At 64.5% G+C, this 22,248-nt stretch carries 22 protein-coding genes and 1 tRNA gene; 12 read left to right on the plus strand and 11 right to left on the minus strand.

Features of this window, described 5'->3' with window-relative positions; translation table 11 throughout:
• Positions 1-2 precede the first annotated feature (2 nt).
• The gene (gene istA / locus DEF76_RS17140) at positions 3-1,520 is read right to left on the minus strand and encodes an IS21 family transposase (RefSeq protein WP_408842839.1); all 1,518 of its coding nucleotides are present in this window, start codon (positions 1,518-1,520) and stop codon (positions 3-5) included.
• A 273-nt stretch (positions 1,521-1,793) separates the two neighbouring features.
• Here istA and DEF76_RS17145 point away from each other — a divergent pair, with 273 nt between their 5' ends.
• The 5 genes from DEF76_RS17145 (at position 1,794) to DEF76_RS17165 (ending at position 6,350) form a co-directional block, all read left to right on the plus strand.
• Entirely contained in the window at positions 1,794-2,102 is a 309-nt protein-coding gene (locus DEF76_RS17145; protein ID WP_162800728.1) for a hypothetical protein, read from the plus strand.
• Positions 2,099-2,599, plus strand: a complete 501-nt coding sequence (locus tag DEF76_RS17150) for a hypothetical protein (protein WP_114913329.1) — start codon at positions 2,099-2,101, stop codon at positions 2,597-2,599. The genes DEF76_RS17145 and DEF76_RS17150 overlap by 4 nt, the downstream gene beginning before the upstream one ends.
• A gap of 246 nt (positions 2,600-2,845) precedes the next feature.
• Entirely contained in the window at positions 2,846-3,421 is a 576-nt protein-coding gene (locus DEF76_RS17155) for a hypothetical protein (protein WP_162800729.1), read from the plus strand.
• An 8-nt stretch (positions 3,422-3,429) separates the two neighbouring features.
• Positions 3,430-4,455 (plus strand): DUF7146 domain-containing protein, encoded by a 1,026-nt coding sequence (locus DEF76_RS17160; RefSeq protein ID WP_240319049.1) that lies wholly within the window; start codon positions 3,430-3,432, stop codon positions 4,453-4,455.
• The gene (locus tag DEF76_RS17165; protein WP_114913331.1) at positions 4,452-6,350 is read left to right on the plus strand and encodes a DUF927 domain-containing protein; all 1,899 of its coding nucleotides are present in this window, start codon (positions 4,452-4,454) and stop codon (positions 6,348-6,350) included. The genes DEF76_RS17160 and DEF76_RS17165 overlap by 4 nt, the downstream gene beginning before the upstream one ends.
• A 55-nt stretch (positions 6,351-6,405) precedes the next feature.
• Here the strand turns inward: DEF76_RS17165 and DEF76_RS17170 are convergent, their stop codons facing one another.
• The 8 genes from DEF76_RS17170 to DEF76_RS17205 all read right to left on the minus strand — a co-directional run bounded on the left by DEF76_RS17170 (position 6,406) and on the right by DEF76_RS17205 (position 13,601).
• Complete coding sequence (locus tag DEF76_RS17170; protein ID WP_114913332.1) at positions 6,406-6,960, minus strand: recombinase family protein; 555 nt, start codon at positions 6,958-6,960, stop codon at positions 6,406-6,408.
• Positions 6,954-7,382 carry a DUF927 domain-containing protein gene (locus tag DEF76_RS17175; RefSeq protein ID WP_114913333.1) on the minus strand — a complete coding sequence of 143 codons (429 nt, stop codon included), beginning with the start codon at positions 7,380-7,382 and terminating at the stop codon, positions 6,954-6,956. The genes DEF76_RS17170 and DEF76_RS17175 overlap by 7 nt, the downstream gene beginning before the upstream one ends.
• A gap of 237 nt (positions 7,383-7,619) precedes the next feature.
• Positions 7,620-10,211, minus strand: a complete 2,592-nt coding sequence (locus DEF76_RS17180) for a S8 family peptidase (protein ID WP_162800730.1) — start codon at positions 10,209-10,211, stop codon at positions 7,620-7,622.
• Positions 10,168-11,205, minus strand: a complete 1,038-nt coding sequence (locus DEF76_RS17185) for an AAA family ATPase (protein WP_114913335.1) — start codon at positions 11,203-11,205, stop codon at positions 10,168-10,170. Before DEF76_RS17185 ends, DEF76_RS17180 begins: the two co-directional genes overlap by 44 nt.
• A 366-nt stretch (positions 11,206-11,571) precedes the next feature.
• Positions 11,572-11,940 (minus strand): helix-turn-helix domain-containing protein, encoded by a 369-nt coding sequence (locus DEF76_RS17190; protein ID WP_114913336.1) that lies wholly within the window; start codon positions 11,938-11,940, stop codon positions 11,572-11,574.
• Positions 11,927-12,196 carry a BrnT family toxin gene (locus DEF76_RS17195; protein ID WP_114913968.1) on the minus strand — a complete coding sequence of 90 codons (270 nt, stop codon included), beginning with the start codon at positions 12,194-12,196 and terminating at the stop codon, positions 11,927-11,929. Before DEF76_RS17195 ends, DEF76_RS17190 begins: the two co-directional genes overlap by 14 nt.
• 801 nt (positions 12,197-12,997) lie before the next feature.
• Positions 12,998-13,074: transfer RNA gene (locus tag DEF76_RS17200), tRNA-Pro, on the minus strand.
• 65 nt (positions 13,075-13,139) lie between these two features.
• Complete coding sequence (locus DEF76_RS17205) at positions 13,140-13,601, minus strand: CHRD domain-containing protein (RefSeq protein ID WP_114913969.1); 462 nt, start codon at positions 13,599-13,601, stop codon at positions 13,140-13,142.
• A 324-nt stretch (positions 13,602-13,925) separates the two neighbouring features.
• On the opposite strand from DEF76_RS17205, the gene DEF76_RS17210 reads away from it, so the two are divergent.
• Positions 13,926-14,774, plus strand: a complete 849-nt coding sequence (locus DEF76_RS17210; RefSeq protein WP_114913337.1) for an enoyl-CoA hydratase family protein — start codon at positions 13,926-13,928, stop codon at positions 14,772-14,774.
• 194 nt (positions 14,775-14,968) lie between these two features.
• Here the strand turns inward: DEF76_RS17210 and DEF76_RS17215 are convergent, their stop codons facing one another.
• Positions 14,969-15,181, minus strand: a complete 213-nt coding sequence (locus DEF76_RS17215) for a hypothetical protein (RefSeq protein ID WP_114913338.1) — start codon at positions 15,179-15,181, stop codon at positions 14,969-14,971.
• Between the two features lie 220 nt (positions 15,182-15,401).
• Here DEF76_RS17215 and DEF76_RS17220 point away from each other — a divergent pair, with 220 nt between their 5' ends.
• The 5 genes from DEF76_RS17220 to DEF76_RS17240 all read left to right on the plus strand — a co-directional run bounded on the left by DEF76_RS17220 (position 15,402) and on the right by DEF76_RS17240 (position 20,242).
• Positions 15,402-16,457, plus strand: coding sequence for an amino acid ABC transporter substrate-binding protein (locus DEF76_RS17220; protein WP_240319050.1), 1,056 nt, complete (start codon positions 15,402-15,404; stop codon positions 16,455-16,457).
• Between the two features lie 26 nt (positions 16,458-16,483).
• Positions 16,484-17,608 carry an amino acid ABC transporter permease gene (locus DEF76_RS17225; protein ID WP_114913971.1) on the plus strand — a complete coding sequence of 375 codons (1,125 nt, stop codon included), beginning with the start codon at positions 16,484-16,486 and terminating at the stop codon, positions 17,606-17,608.
• On the plus strand, positions 17,608-18,669 hold the full coding sequence (locus DEF76_RS17230; RefSeq protein WP_114913339.1) for an amino acid ABC transporter permease: 1,062 nt from the start codon (positions 17,608-17,610) through the stop codon (positions 18,667-18,669). Before DEF76_RS17225 ends, DEF76_RS17230 begins: the two co-directional genes overlap by 1 nt.
• A complete protein-coding gene (locus DEF76_RS17235) occupies positions 18,666-19,427 on the plus strand; it encodes an amino acid ABC transporter ATP-binding protein (RefSeq protein ID WP_114913340.1) in 762 nt (253 codons plus the stop codon). Before DEF76_RS17230 ends, DEF76_RS17235 begins: the two co-directional genes overlap by 4 nt.
• A gap of 65 nt (positions 19,428-19,492) precedes the next feature.
• A complete protein-coding gene (locus DEF76_RS17240; RefSeq protein ID WP_114913341.1) occupies positions 19,493-20,242 on the plus strand; it encodes a Crp/Fnr family transcriptional regulator in 750 nt (249 codons plus the stop codon).
• Here the strand turns inward: DEF76_RS17240 and DEF76_RS17245 are convergent, their stop codons facing one another.
• On the minus strand, positions 20,243-20,734 hold the full coding sequence (locus DEF76_RS17245; RefSeq protein ID WP_114913342.1) for an antibiotic biosynthesis monooxygenase family protein: 492 nt from the start codon (positions 20,732-20,734) through the stop codon (positions 20,243-20,245).
• Positions 20,735-20,968: 234 nt separating this feature from the next.
• Between DEF76_RS17245 and DEF76_RS17250 the strand changes: the two genes are divergently transcribed.
• Positions 20,969-22,237 carry an efflux RND transporter periplasmic adaptor subunit gene (locus DEF76_RS17250; RefSeq protein ID WP_114913343.1) on the plus strand — a complete coding sequence of 423 codons (1,269 nt, stop codon included), beginning with the start codon at positions 20,969-20,971 and terminating at the stop codon, positions 22,235-22,237.
• Positions 22,238-22,248 lie beyond the last annotated feature (11 nt).

The raw sequence follows: 22,248 nt of genomic DNA on the forward strand, positions 1-22,248 counted from the left end.
AATCAGTGAAAATATTCGGCGCCGCGCAGATTGCTGTGGGTCAGCACCGCCTGCGCCTCATCTGGCGGGCTGGCCGTCTGGTCGAGCTTGCTGGCGATGATCGAGGCAATGCTCTTGTAGTTGAACGCGCCAAAGGCGACCGCTCGGGCCGCCACCGCCTCGGCGCGCGGACGGTCCAACTCCTTGAACAGCCGCAGGATGCCAAGGCATGTCCGAAACCCCTGTTCCGGATGCGGCCGGTTGGCGAGGATGGCGATGATCAGCCCCTCGGTCTGCGGGCCGATCGATGCGCCCCATGAGCGGAACCGCTCCGGCGTCCATGCGGCGTAGCGCCGGTGCGCGCTCGGCATATGCTCAGGGGCAGTGCCGTGCCTTGGACCGCCATAGCGGCGCTGATGCACCGCGACCCGCTTGCCTTGGTGGAAGATCTCAACCATCCGCTCGGTGGCGCGGGTATCGACTTGCTGGCGGATCAGCTGATGCGGCACCGAGTAGAAAAAGCCGCAGACCTCGACATGATAATCCAGCGAGACGCGGGCAAAACCCCACTCCGCAAACTCATGGTCGGTCTCTGGCAATGCCGCCAAAGCCTGGCGTTCGATCGTCTCGAACAAATGCCGCCGGCTGACGCCGAGCCTGCGCATGACATGCGCGTTGATCCGCTCCACCATGCCGGCAATCGCCTGGTTGGCTTCAGCCAGAGAGAAGAAAGTCTGCTGGCGCAACCGGCCCAGAATGTAGCTCTGGGCAAAGCGGACACCGGCTTCCACCTTCGCCTTGTCCTTCGGGCGCCGCGGCCGGGCCGGCAAAACACCAACACCGTAATGCGAGGCCATCCGGCCATAGCTCAGGTTGATCTCTGGATCGTAGAACGACGCCTTGTTGACGCCGGACTTCAGATTATCCGGCACGATCAGCCGCGGCACGCCGCCAAAAAACCGGAACATGCGGCTATGCGCGCCGATCCAATCCGGCAGCGTCTGGGTCCAGCTCGCCTCCGCGTAGGTGTAGTTCGACGCGCCCAGCACCGCGACAAAAATCTCCGCCATGCGCACGATGCCAGTTGCGGGATCGGTGATGCCCAACTTTTTGCCGGAATAATCGACGAACACCTTGTCGCCCGCCCGGTGCTCCTGGCGCATGACCGGTGACAGCCGTGCCTCGAACTCCCTGAACAAATCGCAGAACCGGCTGTAGCTGTACCCTTCCGGATGCCCGGCGCGATATTCCTCCCACAGCACCATCAGGTTCACGCCCGGGCGCTTGAGCTCGCAGACCAGCTCGCTCCAGACCGGCTCGGCGCGCCGGCGCACCCCCCGCGGCGCGCCGCTGCGGGCAAACAGCCGCTCCTCCAAAACCGCATCACTGAGGTCGGCCGGCAACGGCCACGCCAGCCCCGCTGCCTGCGCCCGCTTCAGATTGTCCTGGATCGTGCTCCGCGCCACGCCCAGCATCCGCCCCATCGCCCTGGCGCTGATGCCGTCACTGGCCAGCCGTAAGGTTTGTCGTATCTGCCGCATCGTCAGCTCTCTCTTCGCCGGCATCCAGCCCTCCTCGTTGATGGTAACGAGAGGACAGTTGCCCGAGTTGCTGACCCAGCCGAAAACGCTGAAAAATCCCCGCCAGGTGGCCGGAATTAAATCGGAATGGTGGCCGGCTTCAAATCGGAACGCTGGCCGACATCAAATCGGAATCCCCGGCCGGCTTCCGTCGGAATCTGCAGCCTCGCATCGCGTTACCTTTTCCGCTCACCATTCCGTGGCGCAATCCCGCGCTGTCAGGAGATTCCCGGAATGAACTCTTCCACTCTTCGACGCCCGGCTTTGGAGGCTCACGGCCCAACGCCCGAGGCGCCTGAACCGAATTTTGCGCTTTCCCTCGCCGAACGTATCGCCCTCTTCGGCGACGAGGCGATCCTTTCGAGCCCTGAATTCGCCGCCATGCGCGGCGTCTCGGACCGTATCAATCACCGCGAGCGGTTGGCCGGCGCGGGGTGTCCCTATGTGCTCTTGTCCGCCAGGCGCATTGGCTACCGCTATGGCGACTGCAAGGCGTTTCTCCGCGGGCGCCGCGTCGGCGTCGTTCAGGGAGACGCGGCATGAGCGCGCTGCCGCGCTGGGTGCGCCCTTATCAACTGCCCGGCGACGGTGATCCGGACCCGCTCGGCGAGATTTGTTCCGATCTTATTGCCTGCGGGCCGCGGGTGGCCGCGTGGCTGCGCGACGACAGACACGCGAAACCGAACTTCCTCGACGGCGACGGCGAGTGGGCGCCGATCCGCGCACTCCTCGAGGCAGTCCCGCGGGAGTGTGCGTTGGCAGGCGAGAATTTTTTGGAACTCCGAGAGCGTCTCAGGGAACACCTCCGCAAGCCGGGCGCGCAACGAGGCGACGCGTGGCGGATGCTGCCAGAGTTGCCGACTGCACTCCGGTCCCTTCGGGCCATCTGGGATGCCGAATTTAGGCAGATACTTTTGAAGTTCGACCGAGCGATTGAGGCCGCCGAGGACGAGAACGCTGCGCTGTCTGCGCTCGACGGCGGCTACGCTGTTTTCGACGCCGACGGTGATCTGGTCGCCGCCCCCTCTCCCCCTCGCTGAAAAGGAAAGAAAATGCCTTTTACTCCAGTTTCTGGGATCATCCGCACCTTCGCCAGCGCCCCAGCATCGCCATCGCCGGCGCCATCGCCGCCGGCGCAAGCGGCCAGTGAGGCGCCGAACAGTTTCGTCGGTGGCGGCCACGTCAGGGCGTCCTTGGCTGACCAAGCGCGGGCGAAAGAGGCGGCACTTCCGGCCGAGATTGCGCAGGAAATCACACACCTTCGCGGTGCCAAATCAGTCAAAGAGATGCGCGCCGCGCTCCTGGTCGCTACCGCGCGCCTTCCAGAGCTACGAGAGCGCGTCGAAACACTCGTCGCCGAGCGCGTCGCTTATCTCCGCGGGGGCGCCCCGGACGGCGCGGCGGCCGTCGATGAAAAACTCGCGGTCTGGGGGCGCAGGGTTGAAGCTTACGACCTCTTGATAACCGAATTCGAAGCCGACATCCCAAAACAAGAGCGCGCCGACGCCGAGGCGCTTGCGAGATTTCGCGAGCGCGCGAAGGCATTGCTGGCGGGGCGCGAGGCCGCCGCCGAAAAAATCCTCGCTCTACGCCCGGCGGTGATTGACTTCGCGAATACGGTCCGCGCTTACGATGCGGCGGATCAAAAAGTCACGGCGCTTGCGCGCGAGATCGAGAAGGGTGGCTTCCGTCCGGACGAGACGGGCCTCGATTTTTCGCTGCCGCTCGTCACGGGCTGGCCTGCGGCGCGCCCGGCAATGGAGCCGCCGCACGTGCCCGGCGACATCGTCACGGGACTGCGCGTGCCGGGCATTGCGGCGCGGGGCGAAGAGCGTCCAGACTGGCTGTATCATCCGCGCTGAGCGGACAGATGACGACGCGCGCACCTTCGCCCGCGGAGATTTCCCGCATGCTTGCCGAGCGGATGCCGTCGCTTGTCGCTGATCTCTGCCCTGCCGCGCGGCGCGAGGGGCACCTCGCACGGATCGGGAGCCCGGACGGCGAGCCCGGGCAATCCTGCGCGATCCACGTTGGGGGCGCCCGTGCTGGTCGGTGGCACGATTTCGCCTCCGGCCAGGGCGGCGACGCTCTTGACCTCATCGCCGCCGTCCGCCGGGTGGACCTGCGCGAGGCGATGGCATGGGCGCATAGCTGGCTAGGCACCGGCGCTGATCTTCCCCTGTCGCGAGAGCCCGCGGCGCCGCGCCCGGCGCCTCCCGCAGAAGACGCCGAGGCGCGGCGGCGGAGCGCGCTGAAAATCTGGCTCGCCGCGCGCGCTTCGCTCGCCGGCACGCCGGCGGAAGCGTATCTTGCCCGGCGTGGCATAGACCTCGCGGAACTGGCGCGGGCGCCGCGCGCGCTGCGCTTTCACCCGGGCCTTTGGTGCCGGGAGGCAGGCGCGCATCTCCCGGCCCTCGTCGCCGCCGTCATTCGCGGGGGCGACCTATGCGCAATTCATCGCACCTATCTCGCGGAAACGCAGCCCGGCAAGTGGACAAAGGCACGGCTCGCGAGCCCGAAGCGGAGCCTCGGCTCGCTCGCGGGGGGCGTCATTCCGCTTCAGCGCGGCGCCTCCGGCAGGCCGCTGCGCGCGGCGCCGGACGGCGACGCAGCGGTGATCGGCGAAGGGCTCGAAACCTGCCTTTCCATCGCCATCGCGTGCCCTGAATTCCGTGTTCTCTGCGCGGTCAGCCTCGGGAATCTGTGCGCGGCCGACCTCCCCCCGGCGGTGACGCGCATCATCCTCGCGGCGGACAATGACGTTGCGCCGGGCGCGCAAAAGCTGCTGCGCCGCGCAGCCCAGAACTTCATCGAACAAGGCCGGGAGGTGCGGATCGCCCGCTCGCCCGTCGGCAAAGATTTCAACGACTGCCTGAAAGAAAGTCAAAGCCAATGAGCGAAGACGCGATCAGCATCACTGAAGCAAGGAAACGCCGCAACGCAAAGGCCGGGGTGCGGCGCGCGGTGGAAGCGGCGCCCGTCGCCGACCCCGCGGCGGCCGCCGACGCAGAGGCGCGCAGCGCCGCGCGCTTCACGATGACCGCGGACGGCCTGTATAAAAACGTGCCTGGCAAGCTTCCCGAAAGAATCTGCGATCATTTCGACGTTCTCGGAGAGACCACGGAGCCGGCAAGCAAAGCTTGGGGTCTCCTCATCGCTTTTCGTGACCGCGACATGCGCGAGGTGCAATACGTTGCCGGGCGCGACGCATTCACTGGCGAAAGCCTCGAACTCACCCGCGCATTGGCGCGGCTCGGCTTTAGCATTCGCCCCGGCCGCACGGCGGCGAACGCGCTGGCGGAGTATCTTTTCTCAATCCAATCGGTGAAGCGTGCTTTTATCGTTGCGCAAAGCGGCTGGCATCTTATCGATAACGCCCGGCTGTTCGTGCTGCCGGACTTCGTCGCCGGCGACGGGGAAAGGCGGGTGATCCATCAATCACGTTTGAGCGGCGTCTCGCCCTTCGCCACGGCCGGCACGCTCGAAGCTTGGCGCGACAATGTCGCGGCGCTCGCCGTCGGTAATTCTCGCCTTACTTTGTCGATTTCGTGCGCCTTTGCCGGGCTTCTGCTCGACCTGGTTGGCGAAGATGGCGGCATCGTCCATCTCCGCGGTCACGCGAAAAGCGGTAAAACCACATGTCTCCGCGCTGCCGCCTCGGTGTGGGGATATCCCGGCGCCGGGCGCCGAACGAGCTTCATGCGCACCTGGCGCGCGACCTCGGTCGGTCTCGAGGAAATCGCCGCCATGCATTCCGACACGTTTTTGCCGCTCGACGAGCTCGGCGCGGCTGACGGGCGAGACGTCGGGGACGTGGTCTATTTTCTCTCCTCCGGCCAGGGTCGCGCGCGCGGCAGCCGCGGCGGCGGCTTGCGCGAGCCGCTTTATTTCCGCGTCATGTCCCTCTCGTCGGGGGAAATCGGCCTTGCCGACAAAATGGAGGAGGCAGCCAAGGGCACGCGCGCCGGCCAGGAAATTCGCCTGCTCGATCTCGACGCGGTCGCCGACCGGGAAATTGGCGCGTTCGAGACCCTGCACGGGGCGCCCTCTCTCGCCGCTTTTGCCGCCGCTCTTGTCCGCGGCGCCGTGGAAAACCACGGGCAAGCCGGCCCGGCGTTCGCAGACTATTTGATCAAGCGGCTCCGCGACGATCCCGCCTTTGGTCCGGGCTTGGCGGACGACGCAAGCGCGCTTGCCGCGACCTGGCTGGGAAACGTCCCGAACGTGGGGGCGCAGGTTGCGACCGCGGCGCGCCGCTTCGCATTGGTCGCCATTGCCGGGAGCCTGGCAACGAAGGCCGGGCTCACCGGCTGGGGCGCGCCGGCGGCGCGGGAGGCCGCGCATAAATGCTTTCTCGCATGGCTTGACGGGCGCGGGTTTGCCGGCAGCCGTGAGGACGAAGACGCGATTTCGCGTCTCCGCGCCTTCTGCCAGACTCATGGCAAAGCTCGCTTCGAGGAATGGCCCGAGCCGCGTGGCGCGCAAGCGGAATTCGAGGCGCCGGAGGATCTGCGCGGAGACCGGGTGCAAGTCCATAACCGTGCCGGCTGGCGGCGCTGGATGCACAACGACGACGGCGGCCAATCTTGGCGCTATTACCTCACCGCGCCGGCGATGCGCGAGGCGCTGGCGGGCCTCGATTATCGGCGCTCGCTTCAGGTGTTGGCTGAGCGCGGCTTCGTCGGCATCGACAAAGATCGCAAACCCGGCGGAACTGTGCGCGTGCCGGGATACGACACGCAACGCCTCTATATGGTTTTCCCGAAGCTTTTTGCGGATGCCCGCGAGTAACCCGCTTGCGCTGGGGACGCCCATCTTCTTCCGCTGCGCGGGTCGCTCGCGCGGATTATGCCGAGGATGCGGGCAGCCAGCGATAAAGCGTTGGCAAAGACACGCCGAGGTTTTTTGCGACTTCCCGCGGCCGCACGCCGGACCCGAGCAGCGTGCGCGCGGCGTCCATCTTGCTCGGCGTCATCTTGCGCTTGCGGCCGCCAACGCGGCCGGCGGCGCGCGCCGCCGCGAGCCCGGCGCGGGTGCGCTCGACGATCATCTCGCGTTCCATCTCGGCGAGGCTCGCCATCACGTGAAAGAAGAACCGGCCGGCCGCGGTGCCGGTGTCGATCGCCTCGGTCAGGCTGCGGAAATGCACGTCCCGGTCACGTAACTGAAGCGTCACGCTGACGAGCTGCGAGACGCTGCGGCCGAGACGGTCGAGCTTCCAGACTACCAGCGTATCGCCGGCGCGCAGAAGGTCCAAGGCGTTGGCGAGGCCGGGGCGATCCTCTCGGGTGCCCCCGGCCTTATCTTCGACGACCCGCTCGCACCCGGCTTGCGCCAGCGCCGCGCGTTGGAGATCGAGATTTTGATCCTGCGTCGAAACCCGCGCATAGCCGATCAGCATGCGCGCCCCGACGGATCGCTCTCCGGCTCGCCGAACGCCGCGAGATAGGCTTTCACTGCCCGTGCGGCGGCTCGGCTTGGGCGCACAGTAAAGCCGCGCCGGGCGAGCAGCCGGGCGAGATCGAAGGGAGACCGGCGGAAGAGGCGGTGCGGCACCACAAGGCGCACCTCCTCGCGGTTTCGGTCAAGGAACCGGACCAGCATCCCCGAGGCGCGCGCCTCGGGGTCGTAAGCGTTGCCGAGCACGTCGATGCGGCCGCAAACCAGCTCGGGAAACCCACCAGGGCGAAGGCGGAGCAGCCCGTCGCCGGTCAGCCGGTAGCGCTCCCCGGTGGTTGCCTCGGCCGCCGCCACGGCTGCCTGAAGAGCGCTCTGAGCGCGCCGCGCGCTGCGCGCCTCCGCAAGATCGATCGTCGCCGCCATTCCTGCCGCCCTCCGCGCGGTTTATCGAAACCCGTGCGAGGGTAAGGATTTGAGAAATCTATTTCAAGAAAGGATTTCGAGAACCGCGACGCCGCGATCTTCGGTCACACCCTAACCCCGCTCGCCACCCTCTCGAAAACGGCCGTTTACGAGAGGCGATCGGCGTTCGATGCGCGCGCGTGAATATGGCGCGCCGTTATAGGCACCAGGTCCGCGCAACAAGTGATTCAGTTTCGGCTAAGGCCTGGCGCGGATGCGGAGGGCTTGGCGCACTTCATCGTAGACCCGCACCGCCTCTCCGGCCTCGATGGTGACCGCGAGGCCATAGCGGATTGATTGATCAAGTGCGCCACCCTGCTCGCGGCAGAAGACCCGTAGCGCGAGCGTATTGCCGTCTACAAATGCAACGGCACGCTCGCCGGCGTAGCGGACGTGAAACAGCGATCCCCGCGGCACCGCTTTGTCTGAAGGCTGCCCGGCCACCCGCCTCACACCGAAGCCGGCCTCCGGACTGTCCGGAGCAACTTCCAGCTTTGCCCGGCGATAAGCCCTATGCCGGATATTCACCGGCGAGAACCAAGCCAGCGAGACCGTCAGTGCGCGCGGTTTACGCACGCGCTCAAGACTTGGCGGAAGCGGAATGCGATATAGGGCTGCCTGCTCATCGGCCGGAATCTCGCCATAGCCGATCATCGTCGCGCGGTTCACGGCGCATTCCATAGCCTCATGAATCGCCGGTCGGCCGTAGCCCAACAGCCGGGCAATGCCATCCCGGCGCACAACATGAGTTCCCTGCCCTTGCGGCTGCCAAGTCAGATCGAGCAGTTCACCGATGCTGCCCCATTGTGCCCGATGCACCAACATCGCCTTGACGATCACCCCGTAGAAGGCCGGATCGACATCCTCCAACAGATTGCCATTGTCCGGATCGGAGAGCGCCTCGAAGATCCTATGTGCCGCCCGCGTGGCTAGCGCCGTCGCGGCGCTGGTCCCAGAACTGTAGCCCTCCCGGGTTAGGTCTCCCCGGGCATCCGGCACAGCGCAGCGCAAACCATAAAGCCGTCCTGGCCTCACGATATCCAGTCTAACGCCGGTCCCGCCATTTGGTGCGGCTCTAACCAACTCCCGGCCTCCGGGCATGAAGATGTCCGGCTTGACGACCTTCCGGTGCCCGAGCCCGAGCGCCGAGGAGATATTGGGGCCGGGCTTATCAGCGAAAGGCGAAAAAATTCCCTCGACTTTTATCGGCGGCGCGCCGTCCTCGTGCCAAGCACCGACGGTGACCGCATTCAGCGATTCCGCTGGAGATAACAGCGTGCGCATTGCTTGCTGCGCCCCCAGCGCGCGAAGGATAGCCGCCTCCCGGTCCGGCGCCGAGACCTTCTCGAACTCGATCAGTCCGGCAAAATCGGGGACGACAAGCGGTTCAATCACGTTACCAGCACTGACCAGGAACAAGATGCCGTATCTATCCGCGAGATAGTCAAGCAAGCGCCCCCACGGGCTCATCGGTCCCGTGAACGGCCGATTCCGATCCCCGAGCGACAGGTTGACGATGAACACAGCCGGCCCGGTCGCCTCACCCTCGTCATCGCCCTCCTTCATCCGGAGGACTGCCCGATAGATCAAGTCCAGCAGCAGCCGGTCGCGCAGCGGGCGTTCATTGCCGCCGCCGCCCGGCGCATAGAGTACGGGCCGGAAATAAACCGGCCGGGACAACGGCTCCTCCCCGAGACTGCGATCACCATGCAGAATTAAGGATGCCATCTCCGTCCCATGCCGGCGTTCCGCGACCACGCTCATCGCGTCGAAATCATCAGGATCATCCAGCACGAGGCGCCCGGCCAGTAGTGCATGGTTCTGCACCGGCATCGCGTCGAACACGGCGGCGATGGGAGGCAACAGCCGTGCTGGCTCGGGCGGCGGAGGGGCTTTGTCGTCAAGCGGCTCGCCCTCGATAGGAAACTGGACAGTCGATTGCGGCCGCACCATCATAATGTCGTCGCAGATCGCCAAGCTGACTTCTTCCCGATTGATCAGCCGTTGCACCTCCGCGGCCGGAAGGTCCACCAGACGGCCCACATAGCCGATCTCAGCGATCTCGGACTGGTCAACGATCACGCCCTCGGCTGCTGCGATCGCCCGCGAGAAACTCGCCTGTATTGCGCTGCGTTTGGCGGCTGTGGCGGCATACCAGAGTTCGACTTCCACGCGCACAATGCCGTCCGCGCCCTGCGCGGCCAGCTCTTCTTCGAGATAACGAATCGTCTCGCCCGGAACCCGGTCCTTTGGCCCCCAAGCGCGCAGCGTGCGCAGCTTCTTGAAAACGTCGAACCAGGGCGCGAAGCCAAAAGGTGGTTCTTCGCCTGCCTCATACCTTCGCCACAGCGAGAGTAAGTGCTGTAGCGCCTGAACATCAGGCATCGCCATATAGAGTCGGCCGGCGATCGGTTTGTCGTCGCGAATACCCGGCGCCCGCCCCTTGCGCTTCTCTATCACCCCAAAATCGTCATCCGGCTCGAGGATCAACTCCTCATCCGCCAGAAAATCGAGACCATCGATCCGGGCGACCGCAGCGCTGAAATCGTCGATTGAGCCCGCCATCTCGAAAACAAGCGCACGCTCTGGCGCGATCCCGAGCGGGTCTTCACGCAAGGCTACCGGGTCGCGCTTCTGATCGAAGATATTTTGGAGCCGTTGGAAGGCGGGGCCGAGCCGTTCGCGTTGCCGGGCACGTGAGGGCGTCTGAATACTGCTTCCACCGCCGCCGCCATTCGGCCGCTTGTCACGCCCCGGCTTCGGAACCGGCAGAAGGGGGTATTCTTTCACGCGCAGCGTCCTCCCGAGCATGCGGCGAGGTTTTGGCATTCCACATTTTCAGCCGTTCCTCGACGATCTTTCTCAGCGGCGTTTCTCCCATGGCCAGGACATGTCGGCGACGGACATCGAGACAGAACTCCTCCGCCTCAGCATAGCTGATCGCGCCAAGTGCCTTGACGATCATGCCGGGCGAACGACCCAGGGGTTCTTCCATGCGGTCGACAAAGCGCTGGAAATAAGCCGTCAATTCGGCCCGTGTCGGGGCCTTCAGCGATAGCCGGAGCTGGAACCGGCGCCAGACGGCGCGATCCAGCAGTTCGCTGTGGTTCGTTGCCGCTACAACGACCGCGTAGCTGGGGAGATCGTCCATTTGCATTAGTAAAGAGGTCACGACGCGTTTGATTTCGCCCGTCTCATGTTCATCGCCGCGCTCCTTGCCGACGGCATCGAACTCGTCGAAAAACAGAACGCAGGGCGTTGTCCGCACGTAGTCGAACACGCGCCTTAGCCGGGCCGCCGTCTCGCCGAGATAGCTCCCGATCATCGCGTCATAGCGGACGACGAAGAACGGAAGCGCCAATGCCTCTGCAATCGCCTCGGCGAGCGACGTCTTGCCGTTTCCGGGTGGTCCGGAAAGTAATATGCGATGACGGGGTTCGAGAGAATGCGCCCTGAGCACCGAGGCACGCTGTTGTTCCTCGATCAATTCCTCACAGGCGCGTCGGTTCAATTCTGAAAGGACCAAATCTTCGATCCGTTTCTCTGGTGTCAGCTCAAGGAGAAATTCCCTTTGCCGACCAGCGCCTGCGCCAAGAATCGCCGGCGCGTTAGGTCGATGGCCATTGCCGTTCACATGCAATGCCTTCGCCAGGCGATCCGCGAGAACATTGTGGCTTTTAGCCTTTTCCTCGGCGATGAGCGCCTCGGCAGTCGCGCGGACACTTCGCGAGTCGCCGCTCGATCCCGCCTTCACTAGCGAAATGAGCAGATCACTCCTTGCCATTGTTTAGTCCCCGCCTTGCTGCATTACGCTGACCGCACCTCTCACGATCGAGCTTTTCGACGACGGCCTCGAGAATCCAGGTATTTCGCGGCACGCGGACGGCTCGGACTTTGCGATCCCGATCGATATTGCTGACCAGCGCACGCGGGACGCGCACCGTCAGCACGGCAACTTCCTCACCAGTTTCTTTCTTTAGCCTCCCCATGCCCCCGCCTACCATGCCAGATATGATTTTGCCATCAGATAGATGGTATTTTTCCCCGCTCCTGGCCGCCGCGGATCGCATGAGCGCGACGCTTCCCCGCGCCAGCAGGGTGGGAGGGGAGGGAACTCCCGTCCGTCAAGGACGTGAGGGACATCGTCGCGTCAGTCGGGGGTGAGGGCCGCGAGGGCGGCTTCCGGTGCCTTGGCGAGGATCCGAAGCAGGGCACGCGCCGGGCCGCGCGGGAGGCGTTTGCCTTGCTCCCAGTTCCGGACGGTCGCGACCGGCAAGCCTAAACGTGCGGCGAAAGCGTCTTGTGACAGCCCCACTTTGTGCCGGACGTGGCGCGCCCAAGCGGCGGCATCCTCGCGCGCCTCCGCGTCGTCCTCGGTCTGATGGCGGGCGATATCGTCCTCGGTCGTGGCGTCGATGCGGGACCAATCCGCTTGGGGCGCGACCGGGGCCTCGCTGCCATCGGCGAGCAGGCGCGCCACGCGGCCATCTTCCCGCAAGCGTGCTTTAACCCTCGTCATGGTGCTTCCTTTCCTTCTCGCTCGCCTTGCGGGCCGAGATGATGCGCCAGCGTCCGGCGCGCGGGGTGTAGACGATGACAAAGAGGCGCCCCGCCACGCGGCCAAAGAGCCGAAATCGAGGCTCCCCGTAGTCAAAGCGGTGATCCGGTTCGACCCGTCGCCCGGGATCGGCGAAAGCGGGCAGCACGTCCGCGAAGGAAAATCCGCGCTCGCGCCGGCATTTCTCGCTCTTGGCGGCGTTCCATTCGAACTCCATCGGCATCGGCTTATATAGGCCGCTGGCGCAGGGATTGCGAGCGTCGCGTCTCGCGGTGCGCCTTGCGCGCTCGCCGGGGGAGTGCCAATGCGCCCGAAAGACGCCTCGACAAGATCGCGTCAGCACGCATCGCGCAGCATCGTGGACACCAAGCCGGACATCACAATAAGGGATAAGTCGCGTTTTATGCGATTTTGCCTCATGTTATACGATTGTGCCTCGTGTTATACGACTGCCAGAAAAAAAACCAAGGCTTTTCAATGGTGTAACATTGTGATGCGTGTTATGCGTTTTTTCGCGTAAAGTTCGTGAGTGCAATGCGCGCTATGCAATAAACGTGGTATTACAGTGAGATAGGCGCGAACAGGGCGCGCGGTAACGCGTTCTTGGACCGGTCGGCCCGGGTGTCCGCATCACACGCCGCGCGGGCTTCGCGCCGGGCGTCGCCGACCTTGCGCGCCTCTCGAGGCGTGCCGCACGCGCTTCCTGAGATGCGTCCGACCGTCGGCACGCGCACCGGCGGCCGAGGCAGCGCGCGACCGCAAGGGGCTCGAGAAAGGCGCCTCGGCGCGGGTCCTTCCCGAGCAAAAAACGTCTCCGCGGGTAATTCGACCCCCGGGCGCGCGCGCGCTTTTTCAAAAAAAATCAGCGCGTTATGTTGCGGCTCGCGTTTGCATGGCGCGCGGCACGCGCGCGCGCATTAGCGCGGGAAAGCGCGAGGCGCCCCTTTGCGTTGGTCCGCCGTTGGTCCGCGAAGGCGTTTTTCCGGCGGCCGATCGAGATTTAACCCATTGAAAGTATTGGTCGGGCAGGCGGGATTTGAACCCACGACCCCCAGTCCCCCAGACTGATGCGCTACCAGGCTGCGCTACTGCCCGATCAAGCCGGCAAACGGCGCTCCCCCTCTAGCAGCGCCGCCCTGTGGCCGCAACGCGTCTCGCGCTCACATCCCGCCGGGAACCACTTGGCCGCGGATTTCGCCGCCGGGATGATCCTTGGTGTGGACGTTGATATACCACTCGCCCGCCATCAGCTCCTTGGCGTCAGCCTCGGAGAGTGTCGCCTCGCCGGTGATCGGGCCGGTGACGGCGCTGCCCTTCTTGCTCAGCCACAGCTTCACCCCGGCATTCTTGCCCGCGCCGGCAGGGCCATGGAAATGCGCCATCGTCACTTCGCTGGAAAGATTCTCGTAGGTCACGTTCCAGGTCAGCTTGCGGCTCGCCGGATCATAGGTGAGATGCGCGACCCCGCTGCCTTTCGTCATGACCGGCGGTACCTGCTCGGCACCGCTGAGCTTGACGTCAAACGACATCGCCGCCGCCCGCGCGAGCCTAACCCCGCCGAGACCAACGCCAACCGCACCGAGGATGCCGAAAAACGCCCGCCGAGACACTTCCTTCGCCATCGTGACCTCCCTCCTATCGGGTTCCGGGGCGGCGATGATGGCGCATCCGGGAGGCAAATGCCAGGGCTCGCTGATCAACAGGCCGAGCAACGCTTGACATCCCCGCGAGATCGCGCAAGTAATTGATTGTCATGGCGAAATCAAAGCAACGCCGCATCGCCGCGCGCCCGTTTCGCGGCGGCCCGGTTCTCCCCCGGCGCAGGCGTTGCCTCCGGCCAGACATTGCGCGTGGACGTCGCGCATGGATGACGGGTTGGCCCTGGTCATGCCCTCTTCTTCGGTGCGCAGCCTAGCAGCACGCCGCCATAGCATAAGGTGATCCCCATGGCCCTGAGCCACGACCGCAACGCCATTGATTTCGCCCAGTATCAGCCACGCCATTTCCGCTGGGCGTTGCGGGATCGGGTAGCCACCATCACTCTCGATCGGCCGGAGCGCAAAAATCCGCTGACCTTCGAGTCCTACGCCGAACTCCGCGATACGTTTCGCGCGCTGCTTTACGCTGATGCGGTGAAAACGGTGGTGATTACCGGCGCCGGTGGCAATTTTTGCTCCGGCGGCGATGTCCACGAGATCATTGGCCCGCTGGTTCGCATGCAGGAGGCGGGAGACATGCAGGGTCTCCTCGACTTCACCCGCATGACCGGCGATCTCGTCAAGGCGATGCGCGCCTGCCCGCAGGTGATCATCGCCGCGATCGACGGCGTCTGCGCCGGCGCCGGCGCGATCATTGCCATGGCCTCCGATCTTCGCCTCGGGACAGCGGCCAGCAAGGTCGCTTTTCTCTTCACCCGGGTCGGCCTCGCCGGCGCCGATATGGGGGCTTGTAATATCCTGCCGCGCCTCATCGGCGCCGGCCGCGCCGCCGAGCTGCTCTATACCGGCCGGGCGATGGACGGCGCCGAAGCCGAACGCTTCGGCTTCTTCAACCGCCTCGTCGCGCCCGAGACCCTGGCGGCCGAGGCCGAGGCCCTCGCCGCGTCTCTTGCCAATGGGCCAAGTTTCGCCCACGCAATGACCAAGCGCTGTCTGCACCAGGAATGGAACATGGCGATCGACGAGGCGATCGAAGCGGAAGCTCAAGCCCAGGCGATTTGCATGCAGACCAAGGATTTTGGCCGCGCCTATCATGCGTTCGTCGCCAAGCAGAAGCCGGTATTCGCCGGCAACTGACCCAACGGCGTAATGCCTTGGCAAAAAAAACGCCCGGCGCGAGGCCGGGCGAGAGGCTTGGTTTCCGAAATCCGACACGGGCGGGAAACCCGCATCGCTCACCGAGGGGTGACACTCTTTCTTTCGCCCGCGCTGTCACGACGAGCGAAAAGGAGAAATGTCAGCGCGTCACTGGGAATGAACGCACCCCTCCCTCAGCCATTTCCATTCGGAGATGACTGATCCGTATGGGCCGCGGGGGCGCGGCCATAGCCTTGCAAGGCGACCTGATAGGTATGTGCCTTGCCAATCTGATGAATGCTCGCCCGTGTCGCCGGTTGGCTGGCATCGGCCGGATGGGCTTGAAGGACGGCGCCTCCGGAGAGCAACCCTAGGGAGACACAAAGCACGACGAATGCGCGTTTCATAGACAGTCTCCTCACTCTGAGGTTGGCCGGCCCGTGATTTCTCGTATTACGACCGGCTGCATAACCTATAATAACTTTTGTTATGACATGCAACGTGATTGACAGAAATTTGAACTAAGTTTCGCCGCTCGCGCCTTGCCGCACGGTGAGACTTGCGCGCCACCCGCGAAACCAGGCAGGCTATGAGCGTCGTCGTCATGTTTCGCTCATGAGGTGCCCTATGCCGCCCGTCATTCCCCGCAGGCTTGGTCGCTTTGCGCTCGACATGGTGCTGTGGCTCGCGCTTTTCAGTGTTCTTTCCTTTGCCCCAGCGCGGGCGGCGGGCTCGGGCTCGCCGACCCTGGATGCGGTGCGCGCCCGCGGTGTGCTCGTCTGCGGCGTTGCCGGCAACGCCGCCGGCTTTTCGCTCCCCGATAGCCAAGGCGTGATGCAGGGGATCGACGCCGAGGGATGCCGCGCTATCGCCGCCGCCGTGCTCGGTGATCAACACAAGGTGAAATTCGTCCCGACCACCACCGAAAACCGCTTCACCGCCCTGCAATCGGGCGAGATCGACGTCTTGGTGCGCGAAACCACCTGGACCCTCGGGCGCGAGGCGAGCCTCGGTCTCGAATTCGGGGTCATCAATTTCTATGATGGCACTGGCTTCATGGTGAAAAAATCCTCGGGCGTGACCTCGGCCCGTGATCTCGACGGCGCCACCATCTGCGTCGAGCCGGGCACCTCGACCGAGCTTGCGATCGCCGATTATTTCCGCGTCAACAACATGAAATACACGCCCGTCGAGATCCAGGATCTCCAGGAAATCCACAATGCCTTCCTCTCTGGGCGGTGTGATGCCTATTCCACCGACAGTTCGGCGCTTGCCGGATTTCGCTTCACGCAAGGCGCGCACGCCGATGATTTCCTCCTCCTCCCCGAGTTGATCAGCAAGGAGCCGCTCGGCCCGATGGTGCGCAAGGGCGATGACAAATGGTTCGACATCATACGCTGGGTGTCATTTGCGCAAATCACCGGCGAGGAATATGGCGTGTCTTCGCGCAACGTCGATAGTTTCGCGAACACCACCAATCCCGATATCCGTCGCCTGCTCGGGCTCGAAGGGGGCCTCGGCAAAGCCCTCGGCCTCGATGATAAATGGGCCTATGATATCCTGAAGCAGGTTGGCAATACCGGCGAAGTCTGGAACCGGACGATGGCGCCGCTCGGTCTGCCGCGGGGATTGAACGGGCTTTGGAATCGCGGCGGGTTGCTGTTCGCGCCACCAATCCGCTGACCAAAATGCGCCGCCCGCCTTTCCGCATGCCGTCGCTTCGTTGGCAGGCGTTGGGATGGCAGGCGCTGGCGTTGGCCGCGGTCGCGCTGGTGATTGCGGCGTTCACGAAAAACGCGAGCCAGCACCTCGCCGCCCGCCATATCGCGACCGGATTCGGTTTTCTCCGGGAGGCAGCCCCGATCCCGATCGGCGAATCCTTGCTGTCCTACACGCCCTCGGTCAGCAGCTATGGCCGTGCGATCGTCATCGGCATTCTCAATACTTTGAAAGTCTCGATCCCGGGCTGTCTGCTCGCAACCTTGCTCGGCACCCTGATCGGGATCGCGCGGCTTTCGCCGATCCCACTGCTTGCGCGGCTTGCGGCGCTCTATGTCGAGACCTTGCGTGACTTGCCGCTCTTGCTGCAATTGCTGTTTTGGTATGGCGTGTTTCAAACTTTGCCGGCGCCGCGCCAATCCCTTAAGCCGCTCCCTGGGATATTCCTCTCCAATCGGGGCCTCCGTCTTCCCGCTCTCGTCTGGCAAAGCGGGTTCGGCGGGATTTTGCTCGCGGCCTTTGCCGGGCTCGTGCTCGCCGTCATACTCGCCCGCCGGACCGCCCTTAGCCCGCATCCGGCGCGTAGGTTCGCCGCCTTTCTTCCCATTCCGCTACTCCCTGCCTTGGCCTTCGCCATCTTGCGTCCGGCCGTTGTCATCGAATGGCCAGCGCTGCATGGCTTTAATTTCCAGGGCGGCATGATGGTCAGCCCGGAATATGCCGCCCTCGCGACAGGCCTCGTGCTCTATACGGCGAGCTATGTCGCGGAAATCGTCCGCGGTGGCTTGATATCGGTTGCGCGCGGCCAATGGGAGGCCGGGGCGGCGCTCGGGCTTTCGCGCGCCGCGGTGCTGCGTCTGATCGTTTTGCCGCAGGCACTCCGCCTCATCATTCCGCCGATGACCAGCCAATATCTCAACCTCGTCAAGAATTCCTCGCTCGCCGTCGCGATCGGCTATCAGGATCTGGTTTCGATCGCCGATACCGCGCTCAACCAGACCGGCCAAGCGATCGAGGGCATTGGCCTCATCATGGCGGTCTATCTCACCATCAGCCTCGGCATCAGCCTTGCGATGAATCTCTACAACGCGCGGCTTGCGCGGCGGACACGCTGATGGCGCGCCGTCTCATCTCGCCGCTCGTGACCCTCGTGCTGGCGCTCGTTCTTGCTGACATAGCCTGGCATTTTTTCTCCTGGGCGGTGCTGCATGCAATCTGGCGCCTGCCCACAAACGCCGCTCAGGCGCCCGATACCGATCTCTGCCGCGCCGCGATCGGCCATGGCGCCTGCTGGGCGGTGATCGGCGAGAAATACCGTTTCATCTTGTTCGGGTTTTACCCGTACGGCGAGCAATGGCGGCCGGCGCTCGCCATCGTCTGTTTCGTCGCGTTGTTCGGGGTTTCCCTGATGCCACGATTCTGGCGGCCGTCGCTGATTTTGCTGTGGATCGCGCTGCTGTCCGTGGTCGGCGTTCTGATGTGGGGTGGGGTGTTCGGCCTTGCCTTCGTCGCCGCCGATCAATGGGGCGGGCTGCCGATCACGCTCATTCTTGCAACGTTTGGCCTTGCCGCTGCATTTCCGCTCGCCGTTCTGGTCGCGCTGGCGCGGCGTGCCGAGGGGCTGCCGGTGATCCGCCTGCTCGCGGTGGCTTATGTCGAGCTGGTCCGCGGCGTCCCCTTGATCAGCCTCCTTTTCATGGCGAGCGTGATGCTGCCATTGTTTTTGCCAACCGGATGGGACATCGACAAGCTGCTACGCGCTCAGCTCGCCTTCGTGCTCTTCGCCGGCGCCTATCTCGCCGAGGTCGTGCGCGCCGGCCTGGCCGCCCTGCCGCGCGGTCAATACGAAGCCGCCGCGGCGCTCGGCCTCTCTTATTGGCAGCAGACGCGCCTGGTCGTGCTGCCGCAGGCGCTGCGCCAGGTTATTCCGATGCTGGTCAACACCTTTATCGGATTCTTCAAGGATACGTCTCTGGTTTTGATTATCGGCATTTTCGATCTGATGACCACCGGCCGCACCGCGACCCTCGAGCCCGCCTGGCAGGGGTTTGGCAATGAGGTCTATCTGCTGCTCGCCGCGATCTATTTCGGATTTTGCTTCACCATGGCGCGTATCAGCCGCACGCTCGAGCGCCGCCTCGCAACACCGCATCACGAGATCGAGGAGCCGGCATGAGCCCTTCTGCCACCGCCGCCGCGCCCGCCATCCTCATGGAGGCGGTAGAAAAATGGTATGGCCGCACGCATGTGCTGCGCGGCATTTCACTCGCCGTCGCCGCCGGCGAGCGGATCGTCATTTGCGGCCCTTCGGGCTCGGGCAAATCGACCCTGATCCGCTGCATCAATCGTCTCGAACGCCATGAGAAAGGCCGCATCCTCGTCGAAGGGCGGGAAATCTCCGATGAGCCCCGCACCCTCGCCCTGATCCGGCGCGAGGTCGGCATGGTATTCCAGTCTTTCAATCTCTTTCCTCACCTCACTGTGCTCGAGAATTGCACCCTGGCCCCGATCCGCGTACGTGGCCTCGCGCGCGCCGAGGCCGAAGCCCGCGCCATGGAATATCTGACGCGCGTGCGCATTCCCGAGCAGGCGCGTAAATATCCGCCCCAGCTCTCCGGCGGCCAGCAGCAACGCGTCGCCATCGCCCGCGCGCTCTGCATGCAGCCGAAAATCATGCTGTTCGATGAGCCGACTTCAGCCCTCGATCCCGAAATGGTTCGCGAAGTGCTCGACGTCATGATCGAACTCGCCGAAAGCGGCATGACCATGCTGTGCGTCACCCATGAAATGGGGTTTGCCCGCCGCGTCGCCGACCGCATCCTGTTCATGGACCAGGGCGAGATCGTCGAGAGCGGCGCACCCGCGGAGATTTTCGATCGTCCGCGATCGGAGCGGCTGCGGATTTTTCTCGATCAGATTCTGCATCAGACCTGAGTTTTTCGGCTCCTGATTGATCTGGATCATGGCGCGGCGGCGCGGCTGGCCTTTAGCGTCGCAGCATGGCAAAAATCGTATTCATGAAGGATCGTCAGCCAGCGGCGCAGCCGGCCGAGCGCCCGATGGTGCGCGGGGTTAGCCTGCGCGGCGGGGCGAGCGGCGGCCCGGTCCCGCTCCTCGATGCCGCTGAGCGCGAGGCGCTGGCCGCCATCGGCACGGTCGTCCGTTTTCCGCGTGGTGCCATCCTCCACGACGAGGGCGAAAAAATCTCGGCGATTTTCAACATCACGGAAGGGGTCGTAAAAACCTACCGGATGACCGAGGATGGCCGGCGCCATGTCCTCGCTTTCCTGTTTCCTGGCGATCTCGTCGGTCTTTATGCGGAGCATCGCTATCTCAACACCGCCGAAGCGGTGAACACGGTCACCGCCTATCGTCTGCCGATCGCGGCGTTGGAGAAGCTTCTCGAGCGCGACCCGGCGCTCAATTTGGCGTTTCTGAGCAAGGCTTGCCATGATCTCCGCCAGACCCAGCGCCACGAAATCATGCTCGCGCGTCGCGAAGCGCGCCAGCGTTTGCTGATGTTTCTCGACATGCTGGCGCCGCAAGCGAGCGCCATCGCCGGCAACCCGCAGGGGGCGATCCTCTCGCTGCCGATGCGGCGGGTGGAGATCGCCGATTATCTCGGGCTGTCCGCCGAAGCCGTCAGCCGCGGCTTGCACGCGCTGGTGCGCGAGGGGAAACTCCGTCTGCATGGGCTGCACCAGATCGAAGTGCTCGATCGCGGCGACCTTGCGGCGCTGACCGGCTGATCAGCGCCGTGGCGCCTCGTCGCGCCGTTTCGGCCCGTAATCGCGCAGCACCTCGACCATCTGCCCCTCTCGCGCCGCCATCGCCGCCACCGGATACAGCCCGACCCGATGGCCGGGACGGTAGAGGCTTTCGAACGCCTCACCCCCCGGCGCGAGTTCGTGCCCCGGCTCGGCCATGGCCAGCCCGAGCGAACGCGGCCCAGGCGCCGTCGCGAGCCGGCCGACCCGCAGGCGATAATCGCTGAAAATCTCCCACCGTCCCCGCATTTGCGCCGCTTGGTGATCGCCCTGTTCGCGCCAGGTGATGAGCGCTGCCTCCGTCTCCCAGAACGACAGCGACAACAGCCAGCCCGGCCGCGCCAGCGCCGCAAAGCGCTCGACCGAGCGGAAGCCGGCGATCCCCTCGAGCACCCCGCGCAGCGACGCCGCCAGCGCGAGATAGGTCTCCTGCTGTCCCGGGGCCGGCAGCACTTCGAAAATCACCACGAACATGGCGCCTCCTTTGTTACATTACGACACATGAACGAGACGCACCCGCAATCCCGCCATGATAATGTGCCGTCGTTGACTCGCAAAAGCTTGCCGGTTAGCAGAGCCCGATGACCGAACCGTTCGGTCGTATTGCTTCCCCCAGCGACGGCGAAATCTTGGCATGCCTCGCATGAGGGACATGTTAGAAGCGCTGATGCCACGCTTTACCCGGGATCGATAGAACAGACCGCGACCATGGACCAAAATCTCAGCGAAACCGAGACCAAAGCGGACCAGACGCGCGCCGACGCCCCCCGGCGGGTCGCGCCCGACATCGCCCCGCACGAGCCGATCACGCGCCCCCCGGCGACGCGGCGCCGGCTGCGGCGCGGGCTTGTTCTGGCGCTTTTTCTGTTGGCCGTCGGGCTTGGCGCGTGGTGGAAACTCGGGCCCGGCGCGGCCCATCACGCCGCCCCCCGCCCCGCCGGCCCGCTCGCTCAGCCGGTGCGCGAGGCCACGGCGATCGCCGGTGATTTCCCGGTCGAGCTCGTCGAACTCGGCACCGTAACCCCGGTTTATACGGTCACGGTCATTTCGCAGATCGCCGGCTATTTGATGGATGTCGAGTTCAAGGAGGGCGACATCGTCCAGCAGGGCCAGGAGATCGCGCTCGTCGATCCTCGCCCCTACCAGGTGCTGCTCGAACAATATGAAGGCCAGCTCGCCGCTGATCAGGCGACGCTCGGCCAAGCGCGCATGGATCTCGAACGCTATCACACCCTCAACCGGCAGGATTCGATCGCCCGACAGACCTATGAAGATCAGGTCTTCGTAGTGAAACAATATGAAGGCAAGGTGAAGCTCGATCAGGCGCAAATCGACAACGCCAAGCTCGATCTGATTTATTGTCACATCGTCGCCCCGATCACCGGGCGGATCGGGCTTCGCCTCGTCGATCCCGGCAATTTCGTCCAGCCGAGCAGCGCGACCGGCATCGCGGTGATCGCGCAAGTGCAGCCCATCACTGTCATCTTCACTCTGCCCGAGGATAATGTGCCGGCGGTGCTCAGCGAACTCAAAAAACAGGGCAAGCTCAAGGTCGCCGCCTTCGACCGCAGCGATAGCACCCATCTCGCCGATGGCACCGTCTATGCCATCGACAGCGAGATCAATACCTCGACCGGCATGGTCAATCTCCGCGCGATGTTCGACAACAAGAACGAGGAACTCTTCGCCAATCAGTTCGTCAACGCCCATCTTCTCGTCAACACCCTCCATGGCGCGACCATCGTGCCGCATGCCGCGGTGCTCACCGGGATGCCGGGCAACTATGTCTATGTCATCAACCCGGATGACACGGTCAGCGCCCGCACCGTCACCATCGGCCCCGCGAACAAGGACGAAACCGTGATCACCTCTGGCCTGAAGCCGGGCGAGCATGTCGTCGTGGATGGCGCGGATCGGCTGCGCGACGGCAGCAAGGTGAAAATCATCGCGCCGCCCACCGCGTCCCCCGCGCCCTGAGATCCCGGGTC

The organism is Acidibrevibacterium fodinaquatile, assembly GCF_003352165.1.
Taxonomy (GTDB): domain Bacteria; phylum Pseudomonadota; class Alphaproteobacteria; order Acetobacterales; family Acetobacteraceae; genus Acidibrevibacterium; species Acidibrevibacterium fodinaquatile.